The organism is Clostridioides sp. ES-S-0001-03 (assembly GCF_020676075.1).
Taxonomy (GTDB): domain Bacteria; phylum Bacillota; class Clostridia; order Peptostreptococcales; family Peptostreptococcaceae; genus Clostridioides.
Window position 1 is genome coordinate 37,435 of the sequence record NZ_JACVWJ010000011.1, and the last position, 16,999, is coordinate 54,433.

Below are 16,999 nucleotides of genomic sequence, written 5' to 3' on the forward strand. Positions count from 1 at the left end.
CCGCCATTCTTAAGATATTACTTCAGATAGCTTTTCTTTCATCTTATCTAGACGAGTTTTTACAGTGCCATCTATCTGCTCATTTCCAAGTCTAACTAGAACTCCCCCTAGTATAGTCTTGTCAACTACATTTTCTATAGTAACATTTTTGTTGTATTTGTTTGAAAGTTTAACTTCAAGTTCTTTAATATCTGTTTCACTCATTGGAATCGCACTTATTGCGACACCATCAATTATATTATTTTTCTTATTTAATAAGTCTTTATAAGCTAACTCTATGTCTTCCAAAAACGCTATTCTATCTTTATCTACCAAAACTTTTAAGAAATTTTTTATGTTAGAGCTTACTTCCTTATCAAAAATGATTTCTACCAAGTTTTTCTTTTCTGATTTTGAAACTAATGGTGATTTTAAAACTTTGTAGAAATCTTTGCTAACTTTAGTCATCATATCTACTACTTTTTCTAATTCTTTAAATAATATATCAGTTGAATTTTCTTCTTCTCCTAATTGAAACAGGGCTTCGGCATATCTATTTGCTACTACATTTATCATTTAGCCTCCCCTACCTCTTTTATAAAGTTTTCTATCAATTCTTCATGTTTAGATTTATCTAAATCTTTTTCAATAACTTTAGATGCTGCAAGTAGTGCTATATTTGATATATCACTCTTAATTTCATTCATAACCTTTTGTTTTTCTTGTTCTATATCTTTGCTTGCTTTATCTTTTATATTAAGAGCATCTTGTTTTGCAGTACTTATTATGTCATCTGATTTTTTCTCTGCTCTTATAGTTGCTTGTTTTATGATTTCTTGACCTTCGTCTTTAGCAAAATTGATTTTTGACTCATATTCTTTTTTTAGTGCCAATCCTTCGTTTTTTGCTTTTTCGCCTTCTGCTAAGTCATTTTTAATATCATTTTCTCTTGATTGGATTATATTTAAAACTGGCTTAAATAAAAGCTTTCTTAGAAGTAAAAATATTATAAAAGTATTAACAATTTGGAATACAAATTCCCATGTTATACCTACTAGTGCTTTCTCCATAATTATCCTCCTTTCCATAAATCATAACTACTTATAATCACGAGATGATAAAATTCATCTCATGATTATAAGTTTGAGATGATTTATCTATAAAACCTATCTCAAAATATTTAAGGACTAAATCTACATTCCTAAGTATTTGAAGAATGGATTTACGAATAGAAGTATTATTGATACAACCAAGCCATATATTGCTGAAGACTCTGCTATAGCAACACCTAGTAATAAAGTTGAAGTTATATCACCTTTAGCTTCTGGTTGATTTCCTACTGCTTCTGCTGCCTTACCTGCTGCTACACCTTGACCAATTCCTGCACCTATACCTGTTGCAACTGCTATTCCTGCTCCTATTGCTGATGCTGCCGCTACTATTGCTGTTTCCATAATTATTTCCTCCTTAAAATTTAAAAATTTAAATTGTTTTTTATTTTTTATCTTAATATAAGTTGATTTCTTAATCTAATTCCCCTGCACTTGATATAAACACCATTGTTAACATTATAAATATATATGCTTGTAACAATCCTGCAAATAAATCGAAGTACAAGTGTAATGGTACTGGTATTAGTATCTGTCCAATTGGTATTGATAATCCTGGTATTAGACTAGATATAAAACCTAAAAGTTGATAAAATAGACCCATTATAATTGTTCCACCTAAGATATTTCCAAATGGACGGAAACTTAATGATATTGGTCTAGCTAACTCACCTATAATGTTAATTGGTAACATTATGGCAAGTGGTTGAGCCAATTCTTTAAAGTATGATACTCCTTTAAATTTAACTCCTGCAAAATAAATCATAAAAAATGTAATCATTGCCCATGCAGCAGTTGTATCTAGGTCGGTTGTTGGTGATCTTAATCCAAGTAATGGGCTTAAATTTGAGCACGCGAAAAATAAAAACAAACTTCCTATGTATGGTATCATATATGGCATTCTTTTTACTGTGTTTTTACCCATAACATTTGTAACCATTTTAGCAAGACCACCTATTGCAAATTCCAAAAATATTTGAACTTTACTGGTTGGAACTTTTTTCAAATTTCTAGTTAAAAAATAAGATGCTATCGCTAAAAAGGCCATTATTCCCCAACTCACTAGTATTGTTTCACTAATTTTAAAGTTTCCTATGAGATAATAATGCGCTTGACTCATACTTACGCCTCCTTCCTCTTTAATTTATTTATAAAGTTTTTTGATAATATGACAAACTTTGTACTCAATAATCCTAGTGCTGTTCCGATTATATTTAAATGTGGAACCTTAGCTGAAGCAAATAGAACAACTGCCATTATAAATAGCCTAATGGTATATTGTGCTGATGCATAAGCTTGTGCTTTTCCAGCTGGCAATGACACTGTTTTTTCTAGTGAGATTGCTAATAATCTAAAATTTAACATAGCTATTATAGAGCCAAATATAAGTCCTAAAAATACTGGCTTACTTAATGTTGATGTTATCAACATTAGCACAATTAAAATTACATCAAATATTACTATACCCTTTGTTACTGACCTTACTTGGTTAAGTAATTTTATATCCAATATATCACTTCCTTCGTGTATATACTATCAGAGTTTTATAAACACCACTAAAAGCACCTCCAACCCCTAACAGTAAAAATATTATTGTTAGAACTGGACTTGTATTTAATTTACTATCTAAAAATTTTCCTAAGAAAGTACATCCTAATATTGATATTACAATCATCAATCCTATTTGACTTATTAAACTAAACAGCTTTGCAATTTCCATATGTGTATTTTTTTTACTCATAAATAGTATCCCTCATTATTACAAAATAAATAACATGTAATTAATCTATATCATAAATTTATTTAATTATAAAATATATCTTACTACTAATCTGATTATTTTTCAAACACTTTCTTTTAATCATTTCATGAGCATGTATTTCAGTGTCAAATTTTATCGTTTATTGTCATTCTAAAATTATTCACTAAAAATTTATCTACTAGAATTTTATAAGTTCTATTCCTGCTTCTTCTAACAATTCTGTAGACATATCATCTGGATAATCGCCTTCATAAACAATTTTCAATATCCCTGCATTTATGCACATTTTTGCACACAAAACACAAGGTCTTGTAGTAACATATAAAGTTGCTCCAGCTACACTAATACCATTATGGGCAGCCTGTATTATAGCATTTTGCTCAGCATGCAATGCCCTACACAGTTCATGTCTTTCTCCTGAAGGAATATTTAGTTCCTGTCTTTTGCACCCAATATTTTCACAATGTTCAAGATTTCTTGGGGAACCATTATATCCAGTTGTTAGAATTTGTTTATCTCTTACAATAACAGCTCCTACTTGTCTCCTAATACAAGTTGAACGCTTTTTTACCACTTCTGCAATTTCCATAAAGTATTCATCCCATGATGGTCTCATAATTTACTTTTCTCCTCTTTGTTTATGTACTGGTCTCATATATATTTATTAGATTTCTTCCTAAATAAATACTTATTTTTATATTATATACACATGTCAATTGAATGTCCAATAAAAAAAGAGCATTTTTACCATTTAAATTTTAAATACCCTTTATATGCTCTCCTTAATCTATTAAATTTATTATATCACCTTAATGAAATATTAATAGTCTTATTTATCATAAATTAATTTATTGGATAGATTCCATTTTTTAATATGGCTTCTAAAACCCCTCCAGCTATACATCTAGCTTTATCTGATATGGTAAAAGCATTCTTAACTTCCTCTTTTCTAGGGTCTATGTCTAATATTTTTAAATTTTTATTTACTTTTGCTCCCTCTTTTAGTAATCCTCTAAGAACTCCAGATATTGTTGCTCTAACTTCATATTTTTGTCCATAATCATTAATATAACAAAGTAAATCACCCTTTTCAACTATATCGCCTATCTTACATACATTTTCCATTATTCCGCTATGTTCTGAGTGTATTACTCTTTCTTTAGAAATCCCTTTTATTGCACCTGGTATTCCTGTATTTTTTTCAGCTCTACCACTGGTTATTATTCTTCCTAGATTATGACCTCTCATTGTCTCTATGACCACATCAACATCTTCTCCTGCACAAAATCCAGGTCCTAAAGCTATTGTAAGTGGAGCCATATCCTTAGTTGTACCCAAATTTTTTTTGGCTAATATTCCATCAATCAAAACAACTGGATTTATCTCAGATAGTTTTTCTCCTTTTGGGTCTACAATAAGTGCTACTTTATCTTGAGATAACGTTTTTTCGATTTCATCTTTATTTTTACAAAGTTTACAATCTATACCTTCAATAGTAACTTCCTTTTCATATACAGCCTCACAAAAAGAGACCTGTCTTCTTATTGCTAAAGGCTCTTCTATTTCTAATGCAACCACTTTAAAACCACTATTGTGTAACTTATGTATAACTGCTGTTGCTAAATCTCCAGCTCCTCTTACTACTATACATTTTTTCATGTATTATCACTCCCAATAATATCATTAATATTTTAATTTAAACTCAATTAATATATATCAATTTAATCGTAAGCAACTAACATGCCATATTTAAAATTGCTCATAATTTGTAAACTCAAGTAAAATAGCCATTCTTTATTAATTGGTAAAAGCTTTTTATTCTCAATTCGAGAAATTTATCAATTCAAGAATTCTTATTATGAGAAAATACATATAAAAAGGAACCTCCTTATATTAAATAATTTTTACTATATAAGAAAGTTCCCAATAAATATTTATAGTTATTAATTTTTATTTAGTTCCAAATAATCTGTCTCCTGCATCACCAAGACCAGGAATTATATATCCATGTTCATTTAATTTCTCATCAATTGATGCAACATATATATCAACATCATCATGATATTTTTGTACTTCTTGTATTCCTTCAGGTGCAGCTACTAAATTAGCTAATTTTATACTTTTAGCTCCTTTAGATTTAAGTAAATCTATTGCTGCAACAGCAGAACCTCCTGTAGCAAGCATAGGGTCAACTACTATTATATCTCTTTCTCCTATGTCTTGAGGAAGTTTACAATAATATTCAACTGGTTTTAATGTTTCTGGGTCTCTATATAATCCTACATGACCAACTTTTGCTGCAGGCATTAAACTTACTAAACCATCTACCATTCCAAGCCCTGCTCTTAAAATTGGAATTATAGCTAGTTTTTTACCTGCAACAACTTTAGATGATGTTTTTTGAATAGGAGTCTCTATTTCTACATCTTTTAATGGTATATCTTTTGTTATTTCGTATCCCATTAGCATTGCAATTTCAGTTAAAAGTTCTCTGAAATCTTTAGAACCAGTATTTTTATCTCTCATTAAAGTTAGTTTATGTTGTATTAATGGATGGTTTGTCTCTACCACTTTGCTCATTTTGATAATTCCTCCTGATAAAACTGTAATTTTTATTATTTATTGTGTTTTTCTTCTATTGATTTAATCATATTTACTCTTCTAGCATGTCTATCACCTTCAAAATCTGTACTAATCCAAGCCTCAACTATTTCAAGTGCTAAACCTTTACCTAAAACTCTTTCACCTAATGACAACATATTTGCATCATTGTGTGCTTTTGACATTTTTGCAGAAAATACATCTGATACAACTGCACATCTTATTCCAGGAACTTTATTGGCAGCTAAAGATATTCCTATCCCTGTACCACAGCATAATATTCCATAATCTACATCTTTATCTATAACTGCATTTGCAACTATTTCTCCATACGCAGGATAATCAACAGAATCTGTAGCATTCTTAGTTCCATAATCTACACATTCAATCCCTTTTCCTTCTAAATAGTTTATTATTTCTTTTTTTAAATTATATCCTCCATGGTCACAGCCTAATCCTATTTTCATTTCTTTATCCTCCGTTTTATATATTTTTTACTATTTGGTTGACAGAATATATTATTTCTTTCATAGTATCTCTATAAGTATCCAAGCTTCCACCAAATGGGTCAGATATATCTGACTCATCCTGATTTGCGAACCCTTTAAAAGTATACACTTTTTCTTTGCATTTTGGAACTGCTTGGACTAAAATTTCTTTATGAGATTTAGTCATTGTTAGTATGATATCTGATTTATCTAATAAATCCTTAGTAATTACTCTACTTTTATGATTTGATAAATCTATTCCAAGCTCTTTTAAAGCTTCTATAGAATTATTAGAAGCATCCATACCATTTGCTGTAGATATACCCGCTGAGGATATGCAATATTCTTCAATATTTTTTCCAGACTCCTCAATAGCTTTCTTTAATATAACTTCAGCCATAGGACTTCTACAAGTATTTCCTGTACATACAATAAGTATATTCATATTTCACAACTCCTTTTTAAGCTTTTATTACTTTATATCCTGCTGACTTAAGTAATCTATTCATAATTGCTTGTCCGACACCGCTCTTAGGAAATTCCTCAGAATATATAACATCCATACCTTTTTTATCCATTTCTATGAGAGCATCAAACAAATTACTTGCTACTTCCTCAAGAGTACTCCCCAAATCTATTACTTCTCCATTATAAAACTCTTTATTTCTACTAATGCACATTACACCTGTTTTTAGACCTTTTTCTTTATTAGATTTTATCATATCATTAATCTTTGTTGCTACATTCTCCCTTTTGCCAGATATAATATATACGTCTGCATTTGGTGAATAATGTTTATATTTCATTCCTGGAGCCTTGGCTTTTTGATTATCTTCTTTTTTACTTAATGATGGGTCAAGCCTTACTTCACCAAGAATTTCTTCTAAGACTTCTTTAGTTATACTTCCAGGTCTTAATATCATAGGAATCTCTTCTGTAAGGTCTAATACAGTTGATTCTAGTCCAAAGTTACTATCTCCTCCTAAAACTATTCCATCAACTCTTCCATTCATTTCTTCATATACATGTTTCGCTTTTGTTGGGGATGGTCTCCCTGATATATTTGCAGAAGGAGCTGCAATAGGTATGCCTGCTTCTTTTATTATTGCCCTGGCAATAATATGAGAAGGCATTCTTATTGCAACTGTATCAAGTCCTCCACTAGTTCTATATGGAATTATATCTTTTTTATTTAGTATTATGGTTATAGGCCCTGGCCAAAGTTTTTCCATAACAAGTTTAGCTTTATCACTTATATCTTTAGCTAAATCATAAACTTCTTCTTTTTCATAAATATGGACTATAAGTGGATTATCACTAGGTCTACCTTTAGCTTCATAAATCTTCTTTACTGCATTTTCATCTAATGCATTTGCACCTAATCCATATACTGTCTCAGTTGGAAAAATAACCGTCTTACCTTCTCTAAGAAGTTTTGCTTGTATTTTTATTTCCTCATAATCAATATTATTTATATCAATATTACTTATAATAGTCTTCATCTTTCGTATGCCTGCTTTCATTTTAATTTTAGATATAGTTTACAATTATTGTACCTAACAAAAAACCAACTATACAATACACACTTTTTGAATGCGGAAAAATTTCTTCCAATACAACATACATCATTGTACCTCCTGCTGTAGCAAGAAATACACCTATAAGAGAAGTAAACACTCCTCCAAAATAAACACCTAAAAAACTTCCTAGACCCATAGGCAATCCAGCTATTATTGTAAATAAAATAACTTTACTCATCCTCATTTTATTACATATCAGACCCAATGCCATAGCTAATCCTTCTGGTATGTTATGTAGACCTATTACTATAGCAAGAGTGATACCTAAGCTTTCTGTTGACATAAAAGAAGAACCAATAGCCAATCCTTCTGGTAAATTATGTAGTAATATACTTATGAATATAAGATATCCAGATGCCATACTTCCAGATACATCCAATCTTGTTTTTATGTACATAGTTATGAGAGCTCCAACAAATGTAAATATAACTGTATTGATTACTCCCATTTTATCCATGGATTCTTTCATCAAATCAAATACTACTACAGCCAACATTATTCCGCCAGACAATCCCATAAAGAAATTTAGGTATTTATCAACTTCTCTTTTGAAGATAGCTGATATAACTCCTCCTAATCCTGTCCCTATAACACCTGCCAAAAGTCCAATTATTGTTACTTTTAGTATCATATAACCCTCCTGTACTTGTATATAACAATTATATACAGTAGAATATGATAACATGACCTAAAATGCAAAATAGCTGTTTCAAAATAGAAAATAATTTCTAGAAAGAAACAGCTCTTTTAAAACATTCCTTATATTGCAGTCATTTTTTCTGTTTGGTCAACAGTAATTAAAGCGTCTATCATTTCATCTATATCCCCATCTAAGAATGCATCTAGCTTATATAAAGTTAAATTTATTCTATGGTCACTTATTCTACCTTGAGGGAAATTATATGTTCTTATTCTTTCTGATCTGTCACCAGTTCCGACTTGGCTTTTTCTTTCTGCTGCTATATCTTTGTGTTGTTCTGCCAATGCTTTATCGTAAAGTCTCGCTTTTAATATTTTTAAAGCTTGCTCTTTATTTTTTAATTGTGATTTTCCATCTTGACAAGATACTACTTCACCTGTAGGTATGTGTGTTACCCTAACAGCAGAGTCAGTAGTATTGACACTTTGCCCTCCATTACCTGAAGAACGGAAAACGTCTATTCTTAAATCATTTGGATTTATGTCAACTTCTACATCTTCAACCTCTGGTAATACTGCAACAGTAGAAGTTGATGTGTGTATTCTTCCACCAGATTCAGTTGATGGTATCCTTTGAACTCTATGAACTCCAGATTCATACTTTAATCTTGAGTAAGCTCCTTTACCTTTTATCATAAAAGATACTTCTTTATATCCACCCACTCCAGTATCACTAGCACTTAATAATTCTATTTTCCATCTTCTTCTCTCAGCATATCTCGAATACATTCTAAATAAATCACCTGCAAATAGAGCTGCTTCATCTCCTCCAGCTCCACCTCTAATTTCAACTATAACGTTCTTGTCATCATTAGGGTCTTTAGGTAATAGTAGTATTTTTATTTCTTCTTCTATTGGAGCTACTTTTTCTTCCATTTCAGATAGTTCCATTTTAGCTAATTCTCTTAACTCTTCATCTGACTCTTCTTGTAAAATTTCTTTTGATTCCTTTATGCTATCTAAAACGCTTTTGTACTCTCTGTATTTCATAACAATAGGCTCTAAGTCAGCATGTTCTTTTATATACTTTTGCCAAACTTTTTGATCATTTATTACATCAGGATCACCTATTTTTTCACTTAAGTCTTTATATGTATCTTCCAATACCTCTAATTTTTTTAACATACTTTCACCTCGATTAAATGTAACATATCAATTGTTGATTATATCATATATTGTATCCTATAACAACTCTATCAATGCCTTGTATATCCTTCTTTGTATATATTTTTTTATATCCATTACTTTTCATAATATTAATTACATCTTCAGCTTGATTGTGACCAACTTCATATGCTAATATTCCACATTGATTTAAATATTTCTTACCTTGCTCTGTTATTTTTCTATAAAAATCCAATCCATCTTCTCCACCCTCAAGTGCATTATATGGCTCATAATCTTTAACTTGTGTGTGTAGTGTTTCTATGTCTTGTTTTTTTATATATGGTGGATTTGAAACTATAATATCAAATTTTATATCACTATTATTCAATACTGTAAATAAATCTGATTTAATGTACTCTATTTTTTCATCAACTTCATTTATAATAGCATTTTTCTTTCCTATTTCTAAGGCTGTTTCTGATATATCAAAAGACATCAATTTAGAATTTTCAATATATTTTGCTAAGCTAACTGTAATCGCACCTGAACCAGTACCTATATCTAGTATGCTTACATTCTTTCTACCTTTACATATTTCAATTATTTCTTCTACCAAAGTTTCTGTATCTGGTCTTGGGATTAATACTCCTTCCTTAACAAAGAAATCTAGTCCCATAAACTCCCTATTTTCAACTATATATGCTATTGGTCTTCCATTTATTCTTTCTTCTGCAAAACCTATAAATTCTGTTTTCTGTTCTTCAGTTAATTCTTTACTTAGATTTAAGTGAATATACAATCTATCAACGTCACCTAATGCTTTTTGTAACAATAATTCTGTATCTAGTCTTGGAGTATCACTTATACCTTTAAATTCCTCTGAATATTTAATAATTATATCTTTTATCGTCATAATAAATACCCTTTTCTTTAATCTACTACTGCCTTTAATGCTTCTAAAGCTACTTCTAACTGCTCATCATCAGGCTCTTTAGTCGTAAAGTATTGCAACATCATACCTGGATATGCAATAATCTTAGTAAATCCATTGTCGTATTTTCCAAGAATTCTAATTACTTCATAAGATAATCCTGCTACTATAGGAACGCATATGATTCTCATAAATATCCTAAGTATTGGATTTGGCCAACCAAAAAATGCAAATAGTATTATTGATACAGCCATAACTATAAACAAAAAATTTGTACCACATCTAGGGTGAAGTCTTTTAAATTTTCTAGCGTTTTCTACTGTAAGTTCTAAATTATTTTCATAACAATATATGGATTTATGCTCTGCGCCATGATATTGAAATACTCTTTCTATATCCTTACTTCTAGAAATCAATACTATATATGCAAATAATATAACTATCCTTATAATACCTTCTATTAAATTGAGCATAAAATCACTAGGTATTACCTTAGAAAAAGCCCCTCCTACTAGTGTAGGTATAAAAATAAATAAACCAGCTGAAAGTATCATGGCTATAACCAAGGAAAATACTATAAGTATATCATTTGCCTTATCTTTAAAAATCTTCTTCATAAATAAGTCAAATTTGTCCTCTTCAGCTTCTTCCATAAAAAACTCTGAAGAAAAGTTCAAGCTCTTTATTCCTTGAATCATTGTATCTATCATAACAAAAGAACCTCTAATAAAAGGTATCTTGTCTATATTCTTATCTCTTACCCAACTTTTTATTCTATCTTCTTTTAAGGCTATTTCTCCGTCACTTTTTCTAACAGCTACAGCTCTTTTATCTTTTGATTGCATCATTACGCCTTCAATAACAGCTTGACCACCTACAGATTGCTTTCCCATCCACTCACCTCATTCAATTGCATTTTAAATACTTAATTTAACATATTTATTATTATAATACAAAAAGACAATTTAAAGTAGAATATGAACCTTTTTTTGTAATAAAATAGGAGTTGGCTTCCTCCAACTCCACTTTTATAAAAATTAGTCCATTTTGAATCTTTTTTTGAATTTGTCGATTCTTCCACCTTTTTCTATGTTCTTTTGTTTTCCTGTATAGAATGGATGGCACTCTGAACATATTTCAACTTTTATTTCGTCCTTAGTTGAACCAGCAACAAATGTGTTCCCACAAGCACAACGCACTTCAACTGGATTATATTTTGGTTGTATTTCCTTTTGCATTATAGTCACCTCTTCTCTTTATTTAAAAAAATTAATTATATTAACTTTCTTTTTACATTATCAACTACATTATTATAGCACAACTTATTATGCCATTCAAGTGATTTTTCTATTACTTTATATAATCTATTTTTACAATTATTCCTTGATTTTACAAACTCTTTATCGATTTTACAAATTCTTTATTGTCTTTGGTTCTTTTTATAAGTTCAATGACTTTATCTGTGATTTCCATCACTGAATTATTACTCATTTCTCTTCTTAATCTCCAAAGAGCTGTTTTTTCTTCATCATCAAGCAATAGGTCATCTCTTCTTGTCCCAGACTTATAAATATCAATTGCAGGGAATATCCTTTTTTCAGCTAATTTTCTATCTAAATGTAATTCCATATTTCCTGTACCTTTAAATTCCTCGAAAATTACATCATCCATTCTAGAGCCAGTTTCAACTAATGCTGTTCCTAGTATTGTCAGGGAACCACCTTGTCTTATATTTCTAGCAGCTCCAAAGAATTTTTTAGGTCCATGAAGTGCCCCAGGGTCAATACCTCCAGATAAAGTTCTACCTGTAGGAGATATTGTAAGGTTATATGCTCTTGCAAGTCTAGTTATACTGTCTAGTAATATTACTACATCTTTACCGTGTTCAACTAGTCTTTGAGCTCTATTTAATACCATTTCTGCAACCTTAACATGATGACTTGATACTTGGTCAAAAGTAGAATATATAACATCTCCTTCAATAGATTCCTTCATATCAGTAACTTCCTCTGGTCTTTCATCTATAAGAAGTACTATAAGTTCAACATTTGGATGGTTTTTAGCTATACTGTTTGCGACACTTTTTAAAAGAACTGTTTTCCCAGCTTTTGGAGGTGCGACTATCAATCCTCTTTGTCCTTTACCTATAGGAGAAATTAAATCTATAATTCTTGTGGCTATCTCATTTCTATTTGTTTCCAGTGTAAGTCGTTCTTCTGGAAATATTGGTGTCAATGTCTCAAATGCATTTCTTTGTATAGCTGTATCAGGATTTTCATCATTTATCTTTTGAACATATAAAAGTGCTCTAAACTTTTCTCCACTTTTTGGATGTCTAGTTATACCCTTAATCTTATCTCCTGTTTTCATATTAAATCTTCTTATTTGAGATGGCGAAACATATACATCGCCTTCAGTAGATAAATAATTTGAGCCTCTTAAAAAACCAAATCCATCTGGTAAAATCTCAAGTACACCGACCACTTCATCTTCCTTTGATGTGTTAAATTCATCTACTATCTTAGATTCATCAACTTGTTTAGGCATATAATAGTTTTTATTATTATTTCTGACCATTCTATTACATGTATTTGACGCCTTATTGTAATCATTTGTATTTGATGTCTTATTATAATCATTTTTTTGGTTTCTGTTATCTTGGCTTTGGGAAATATTTTGATTATCCATATCTTTTTTGTTATATGATTTGGCAGGGCTCTTATATTCAACTTCTTTTTCTATGCTTTCGCTCTCTATATTTTCTTTTCTATTTTTTATGTCTTCTTTTATATTTTCATTTTTATCTTTAATTTCTTCACTCACTTTAATATCACTTGTTTTTACTTCGTTCTTGCTCTTAGAATTTATAATCTCAATTAGCTCATTTTTCTTATATGTAGTAATTGATTTTATTTTTAATTCTTTTGCTATTTCTCGTAGTTCAACTAATGTTTTACTACCCAATCCTTCTAATACTTTATCATCTAAAATCAAAAAAATCCTCCTCATCTATATATTCATTTATATACATACTTTTTTTTTGGAAATTGAAGGCATGAAAAAGAAAAGTTTTATTCAAACAGTTAAGTCTAATAATATCACTATTTATACATTATGGTCAATAAATAAAATTTAAAACATTATTATCCATATTATCCATTTATTTATTATATCTCAAGTCCAATCTTAGCACGTTTTTATAAATTTATCACTATATTTATATCTTATAATAATATTTTCCCTTAAAATATGCAACTATTATAAAAATTATTTTTTATCTTTATAAATTCTAAAAACCATACATAACTAGAATTCTGTAAATTTTTAACTACATCAAGTTATATATGGTTTTTATATTTATGTATACTACAGTAGTTATTTATTTCTACAACATAGTTGCAATCATGCTTAAAACAGCTGTTATACTTGTTAATACAAGAACACCTACAATCCCAACAGCTATTATTCTATTAATCTTTTTTTGACCTGATTTTGCCACACTACATCACCTTTCCTAATTATTTTTGAACTTCGAGTTCTTTAATCTCGCAAATCTTATCTGAATCTATTCCTTCATTTGTACTATTGTATAACACATTGTCATCTTTATCAAATTCATTACAGACATGTCTTAAATATTTAATAAAATCTTCCTTAAGGTCTTCTTTCTTTAGAGCAAAATCGACAGTCGCTTCTAAAAATCCTAATTTATCACCTACATCATATCTCTTACCCTCAAAGTTATATGCATACATGGCTTCCTTTTTAGATAATACTTTTAAAGCATCTGTAAGTTGTACTTCTCCACCTTTGCCTGGTGGTAAATCCTTGAGGATGTCAAATATCTCAGGAGTTATTATATACCTACCTAAAATAGCTATATTTGAAGGTGCCTTCCCTGATTCTGGTTTTTCCACCATATCTTTTACTTTATAAACCCTACCCTCTATATTTTTAGCTTCTATTATACCATATTTATTAGTATCTTCTGGATTCACTTTTTGCACACCTAATATTGTAGTTCTATACTCTTCATATGCGTCTGTTAATTGTTTTAAACAAGGTACATCATTGTCTACAATGTCATCTCCTAACATTACAGCAAAAGGCTCATCACCTATAAAATGTCTAGCACAATAAATCGCATCTCCCAGTCCTTTTGGTTCTTTCTGTCTTATATAATGTATATTAATCATATTAGATATGTTTTGTACTATTTCTAATAACTCTTTTTTACCTTTTTTTTCTAAGTCAAGTTCTAATTCTACAGATTTATCAAAATGGTCTTCAATAGATTTTTTATTTCTACCTGTTATTATTAATATTTCCTCTATCCCTGAAGCTACAGCCTCTTCTATTATGTATTGTAGTGTTGGCTTATCAACTATTGGTAACATTTCTTTTGGCTGTGCCTTTGTCGCTGGCAAAAATCTAGTGCCTAAACCTGCTGCTGGTATTACAGCTTTCTTAACTTTAACTTGCATAGAATCATCTCCCACTAATTAATAGATAAAAAGTCCTATTTATAAATAGGACTTTAAACTTTTAGTATATTTTAACATTAATTCGATATATTTTCCATGTGGATTATAATAAATCTTTTATAATAGCTTTTCAAGTTCTGCTACTAAGCTGTCAAATTTTTTGATTGTATTTTCTATAGGTTTTGTATTAGTTAAATTTATCCCACTTCCTTTTAATAAGTCTATTGGATAATCTGAGCTTCCTTTTTTAAGAAAATTTATATAATTATCTGAGCCATTTTTTAGTATATCTTGGGCGAAACTGACTCCTGCACTACAGCCTGTAGCATATTTATAGACATAAAAACTATTATAAAAATGTGGGATTCTTGCCCATCCGACCTTAGATAATTGGTCTAATTCATAGTTTTGCCCATAATACTTCTTGAGAAGTTGTCCCCAAACATCATTTAACACTAATGCATTTACACTTTTTCCTTTTTCTACTAATTCATGTATAGTTTTTTCAAATTCAGCATACATAGTTTGTGTATAAAGAGTATCCTTTATTAAATCTAGATATTGTGTTATATAATAAGCTTTCTCACCATTACTTTTAGATTCTCTTATAAGCATCTCATAAAGTAATGCCTCATTAGTAGTAGACGCAACTTCATGAGTAAATATAGATGGACTTGAATTAAAATAATTTTGGTTCTTAGAACTTAGATATTCATATACAGCATGACCTAACTCATGTGATAAAGTTGAAACTGAGCCTAGTGAATTATTATAATTTAAAAGTATATATGGATGATTTTCATAGACAGATAGGCAATATCCACCACTCACTTTATTTTCATGTGAATAAACATCTATCCATTTTTCATTAAACGCTTTGTATACTACATCATTGTATTCTTTTCCCAAAGGTGATAATGCTGAATATACTATACTCTGAGCTTTTTCATAGTTAATATTACTATCAACAGCCTTAACTATAGGTACAGACATATCATATGAATGAACCTTATCCAACTTTAAGACTTTTTTTCTTAAATCTATATATTTGTGTAAACTATCCATATTACTGTTTACAGTTCTTATTAAATTATTGTATACTTTTTCATCTACATTGTCAGATTCTAAATACATTTCTAAAGACGACTCATAACCTCTTTCTTGAGAATAAAATATATTCTTTTTAACTTGGCCAGTAATCAAGCCCGCAATTGTATTTATATTATCATTATAAGTAATGAGTTCATCTTGATAAGCTTTTTTTCTATTTTCTCTATCTGGCGATTCCAGTTCACTTGCATATTGAGCTGGTGTCAAATTAGTTTTTCTATCCATATTTCTAAATAACTCATACACTTGACTTGGAAGACTACTTATTGAAGACACTTTACTTAGAATATCTTCTGATTTATCGTCCAAATAATGTACTTTATTTCTTCTTATATCTCTTAAATACACACCATATTTTCTATTTATATTTTTATTTGAAATAATCTTCTTATAATCTCTATTTGATAATTTTAATATCTCTAACTCTAAATCTGAGCAAATCCCCATATAGTCTCCATAAGATTTACCCATACTATCACTCATATCTAAATATTTATATGAATTTTTATTAGTATCTTGTTTTAATTTTACATAAGCAGAAAGTTTATTTAATCTTATATCAAGTTTCTCTTTGATATCTAACGCAAAAGACAAATGCGTTGGTGACTTTGTAACTTTACCTATGTAATTTTTAAGTTCTTTTGTATCTTTATTAAAACTCTTAAGTTCTTTTTTCCATTGGTCATCACTTTTAAATAGAGACTGTAAATTCCAACATGTTTTTTCATAATCTATTTCTTGTTTTTTTTCAGCATCATCTTCAGTATCATTATTCATGACAGTAATTGCTCTATCATTATTTTTTTGATATCCTTGGTCAGCTTTTATACTTATTATTAACATGCAAAAAATAGAGATAAATAAAGGTATTATTGCTTTGCACAATTTCCTATTCATAAAAAGCCATCCTTTCAATAAGTTTACTTAATAATAGGATGGCTTTTTTTAGATATATTATTCAATTATTCATACTATATAAATAAATATCGAATTAATAGTTATCCACATAATAATCAACATATTCACAGGCTTTACTTGCTTAGAAATTTAGTTATTTCAACATGAATCTCTTTTGATAATAGCTTTTGTTTTTTCTTTTTTTACATTTTATTAACATTTATGCCATACTTATCAACAAATTTTGTTGAT

Annotated in this window: 20 protein-coding genes; all 20 read right to left on the reverse strand. The window is 29.4% G+C overall.

What is annotated here, in order from left to right:
* Window positions 1-9 precede the first annotated feature (9 nt).
* The 20 genes from IC174_RS17770 to pepF all read right to left on the reverse strand — a co-directional run bounded on the left by IC174_RS17770 (window position 10) and on the right by pepF (window position 16,747).
* Complete coding sequence (locus IC174_RS17770; RefSeq protein WP_227436235.1) at window positions 10-555, reverse strand: F0F1 ATP synthase subunit delta; 546 nt, start codon at window positions 553-555, stop codon at window positions 10-12.
* Window positions 552-1,049, reverse strand: a complete 498-nt coding sequence (gene atpF, locus IC174_RS17775; RefSeq protein ID WP_227436237.1) for a F0F1 ATP synthase subunit B — start codon at window positions 1,047-1,049, stop codon at window positions 552-554. The genes IC174_RS17770 and atpF overlap by 4 nt, the downstream gene beginning before the upstream one ends.
* Window positions 1,050-1,172: 123 nt before the next feature.
* Window positions 1,173-1,433, reverse strand: a complete 261-nt coding sequence (gene atpE / locus IC174_RS17780) for an ATP synthase F0 subunit C (protein ID WP_021386434.1) — start codon at window positions 1,431-1,433, stop codon at window positions 1,173-1,175.
* 70 nt (window positions 1,434-1,503) lie between these two features.
* Complete coding sequence (locus IC174_RS17785) at window positions 1,504-2,208, reverse strand: F0F1 ATP synthase subunit A (RefSeq protein ID WP_227436239.1); 705 nt, start codon at window positions 2,206-2,208, stop codon at window positions 1,504-1,506.
* Window positions 2,209-2,210: 2 nt separating this feature from the next.
* The gene (locus tag IC174_RS17790; protein ID WP_227436241.1) at window positions 2,211-2,597 is read right to left on the reverse strand and encodes an ATP synthase subunit I; all 387 of its coding nucleotides are present in this window, start codon (window positions 2,595-2,597) and stop codon (window positions 2,211-2,213) included.
* 4 nt (window positions 2,598-2,601) lie between these two features.
* The gene (locus IC174_RS17795; protein ID WP_227436243.1) at window positions 2,602-2,829 is read right to left on the reverse strand and encodes an AtpZ/AtpI family protein; all 228 of its coding nucleotides are present in this window, start codon (window positions 2,827-2,829) and stop codon (window positions 2,602-2,604) included.
* Between the two features lie 199 nt (window positions 2,830-3,028).
* Entirely contained in the window at window positions 3,029-3,466 is a 438-nt protein-coding gene (locus IC174_RS17800) for a deoxycytidylate deaminase (protein WP_227436245.1), read from the reverse strand.
* A 227-nt stretch (window positions 3,467-3,693) separates the two neighbouring features.
* Complete coding sequence (gene yqeB, locus IC174_RS17805) at window positions 3,694-4,509, reverse strand: selenium-dependent molybdenum cofactor biosynthesis protein YqeB (protein ID WP_227483593.1); 816 nt, start codon at window positions 4,507-4,509, stop codon at window positions 3,694-3,696.
* A 291-nt stretch (window positions 4,510-4,800) separates the two neighbouring features.
* Window positions 4,801-5,430: a uracil phosphoribosyltransferase gene (gene upp, locus IC174_RS17810; protein ID WP_227436248.1), complete on the reverse strand. Its 630-nt coding sequence runs from the start codon at window positions 5,428-5,430 to the stop codon at window positions 4,801-4,803.
* A 35-nt stretch (window positions 5,431-5,465) separates the two neighbouring features.
* Window positions 5,466-5,918: a ribose 5-phosphate isomerase B gene (gene rpiB / locus IC174_RS17815; RefSeq protein ID WP_227436250.1), complete on the reverse strand. Its 453-nt coding sequence runs from the start codon at window positions 5,916-5,918 to the stop codon at window positions 5,466-5,468.
* Between the two features lie 16 nt (window positions 5,919-5,934).
* Window positions 5,935-6,384, reverse strand: coding sequence for a low molecular weight protein arginine phosphatase (locus IC174_RS17820; RefSeq protein WP_227436252.1), 450 nt, complete (start codon window positions 6,382-6,384; stop codon window positions 5,935-5,937).
* Window positions 6,385-6,400: 16 nt separating this feature from the next.
* Complete coding sequence (locus tag IC174_RS17825) at window positions 6,401-7,441, reverse strand: L-threonylcarbamoyladenylate synthase (RefSeq protein ID WP_227436254.1); 1,041 nt, start codon at window positions 7,439-7,441, stop codon at window positions 6,401-6,403.
* Between the two features lie 28 nt (window positions 7,442-7,469).
* The gene (locus IC174_RS17830) at window positions 7,470-8,150 is read right to left on the reverse strand and encodes a ZIP family metal transporter (protein WP_227436256.1); all 681 of its coding nucleotides are present in this window, start codon (window positions 8,148-8,150) and stop codon (window positions 7,470-7,472) included.
* A gap of 128 nt (window positions 8,151-8,278) precedes the next feature.
* The gene (gene prfA / locus IC174_RS17835) at window positions 8,279-9,343 is read right to left on the reverse strand and encodes a peptide chain release factor 1 (RefSeq protein WP_227436258.1); all 1,065 of its coding nucleotides are present in this window, start codon (window positions 9,341-9,343) and stop codon (window positions 8,279-8,281) included.
* A 43-nt stretch (window positions 9,344-9,386) separates the two neighbouring features.
* Window positions 9,387-10,238: a peptide chain release factor N(5)-glutamine methyltransferase gene (gene prmC, locus IC174_RS17840; protein WP_227436268.1), complete on the reverse strand. Its 852-nt coding sequence runs from the start codon at window positions 10,236-10,238 to the stop codon at window positions 9,387-9,389.
* A gap of 17 nt (window positions 10,239-10,255) precedes the next feature.
* A complete protein-coding gene (locus IC174_RS17845; RefSeq protein ID WP_227436270.1) occupies window positions 10,256-11,149 on the reverse strand; it encodes a DUF1385 domain-containing protein in 894 nt (297 codons plus the stop codon).
* Between the two features lie 144 nt (window positions 11,150-11,293).
* Complete coding sequence (rpmE, locus tag IC174_RS17850) at window positions 11,294-11,494, reverse strand: 50S ribosomal protein L31 (protein ID WP_003421397.1); 201 nt, start codon at window positions 11,492-11,494, stop codon at window positions 11,294-11,296.
* Window positions 11,495-11,645: 151 nt separating this feature from the next.
* The gene (rho, locus tag IC174_RS17855) at window positions 11,646-13,265 is read right to left on the reverse strand and encodes a transcription termination factor Rho (RefSeq protein ID WP_227436272.1); all 1,620 of its coding nucleotides are present in this window, start codon (window positions 13,263-13,265) and stop codon (window positions 11,646-11,648) included.
* A gap of 509 nt (window positions 13,266-13,774) precedes the next feature.
* Window positions 13,775-14,740 (reverse strand): UTP--glucose-1-phosphate uridylyltransferase GalU, encoded by a 966-nt coding sequence (gene galU / locus IC174_RS17860; protein ID WP_227436274.1) that lies wholly within the window; start codon window positions 14,738-14,740, stop codon window positions 13,775-13,777.
* A gap of 117 nt (window positions 14,741-14,857) precedes the next feature.
* The gene (gene pepF, locus IC174_RS17865; RefSeq protein WP_227436275.1) at window positions 14,858-16,747 is read right to left on the reverse strand and encodes an oligoendopeptidase F; all 1,890 of its coding nucleotides are present in this window, start codon (window positions 16,745-16,747) and stop codon (window positions 14,858-14,860) included.
* Between the last annotated feature and the right edge of the window lie 252 nt (window positions 16,748-16,999).

What these genes read in the sequence shown, in the direction of transcription:
- galU (WP_227436274.1), bottom strand. Translation starts at nt 14,740, where the DNA reads ATGCAAGTTAAAGTTAAGAAAGCTGTAATACCAGCAGCAGGTTTAGGC.
- IC174_RS17800 (WP_227436245.1), bottom strand. Translation starts at nt 3,466, where the DNA reads ATGAGACCATCATGGGATGAATACTTTATGGAAATTGCAGAAGTGGTA.
- rpiB (WP_227436250.1), bottom strand. Translation starts at nt 5,918, where the DNA reads ATGAAAATAGGATTAGGCTGTGACCATGGAGGATATAATTTAAAAAAA.
- rho (WP_227436272.1), bottom strand. Translation starts at nt 13,265, where the DNA reads ATGAGGAGGATTTTTTTGATTTTAGATGATAAAGTATTAGAAGGATTG.
- IC174_RS17845 (WP_227436270.1), bottom strand. Translation starts at nt 11,149, where the DNA reads ATGGGAAAGCAATCTGTAGGTGGTCAAGCTGTTATTGAAGGCGTAATG.
- prfA (WP_227436258.1), bottom strand. Translation starts at nt 9,343, where the DNA reads ATGTTAAAAAAATTAGAGGTATTGGAAGATACATATAAAGACTTAAGT.
- IC174_RS17770 (WP_227436235.1), bottom strand. Translation starts at nt 555, where the DNA reads ATGATAAATGTAGTAGCAAATAGATATGCCGAAGCCCTGTTTCAATTA.
- prmC (WP_227436268.1), bottom strand. Translation starts at nt 10,238, where the DNA reads ATGACGATAAAAGATATAATTATTAAATATTCAGAGGAATTTAAAGGT.
- upp (WP_227436248.1), bottom strand. Translation starts at nt 5,430, where the DNA reads ATGAGCAAAGTGGTAGAGACAAACCATCCATTAATACAACATAAACTA.
- IC174_RS17795 (WP_227436243.1), bottom strand. Translation starts at nt 2,829, where the DNA reads ATGAGTAAAAAAAATACACATATGGAAATTGCAAAGCTGTTTAGTTTA.
- rpmE (WP_003421397.1), bottom strand. Translation starts at nt 11,494, where the DNA reads ATGCAAAAGGAAATACAACCAAAATATAATCCAGTTGAAGTGCGTTGT.
- IC174_RS17830 (WP_227436256.1), bottom strand. Translation starts at nt 8,150, where the DNA reads ATGATACTAAAAGTAACAATAATTGGACTTTTGGCAGGTGTTATAGGG.
- atpF (WP_227436237.1), bottom strand. Translation starts at nt 1,049, where the DNA reads ATGGAGAAAGCACTAGTAGGTATAACATGGGAATTTGTATTCCAAATT.
- IC174_RS17820 (WP_227436252.1), bottom strand. Translation starts at nt 6,384, where the DNA reads ATGAATATACTTATTGTATGTACAGGAAATACTTGTAGAAGTCCTATG.
- IC174_RS17785 (WP_227436239.1), bottom strand. Translation starts at nt 2,208, where the DNA reads ATGAGTCAAGCGCATTATTATCTCATAGGAAACTTTAAAATTAGTGAA.
- yqeB (WP_227483593.1), bottom strand. Translation starts at nt 4,509, where the DNA reads ATGAAAAAATGTATAGTAGTAAGAGGAGCTGGAGATTTAGCAACAGCA.
- IC174_RS17825 (WP_227436254.1), bottom strand. Translation starts at nt 7,441, where the DNA reads ATGAAGACTATTATAAGTAATATTGATATAAATAATATTGATTATGAG.
- pepF (WP_227436275.1), bottom strand. Translation starts at nt 16,747, where the DNA reads ATGAATAGGAAATTGTGCAAAGCAATAATACCTTTATTTATCTCTATT.
- atpE (WP_021386434.1), bottom strand. Translation starts at nt 1,433, where the DNA reads ATGGAAACAGCAATAGTAGCGGCAGCATCAGCAATAGGAGCAGGAATA.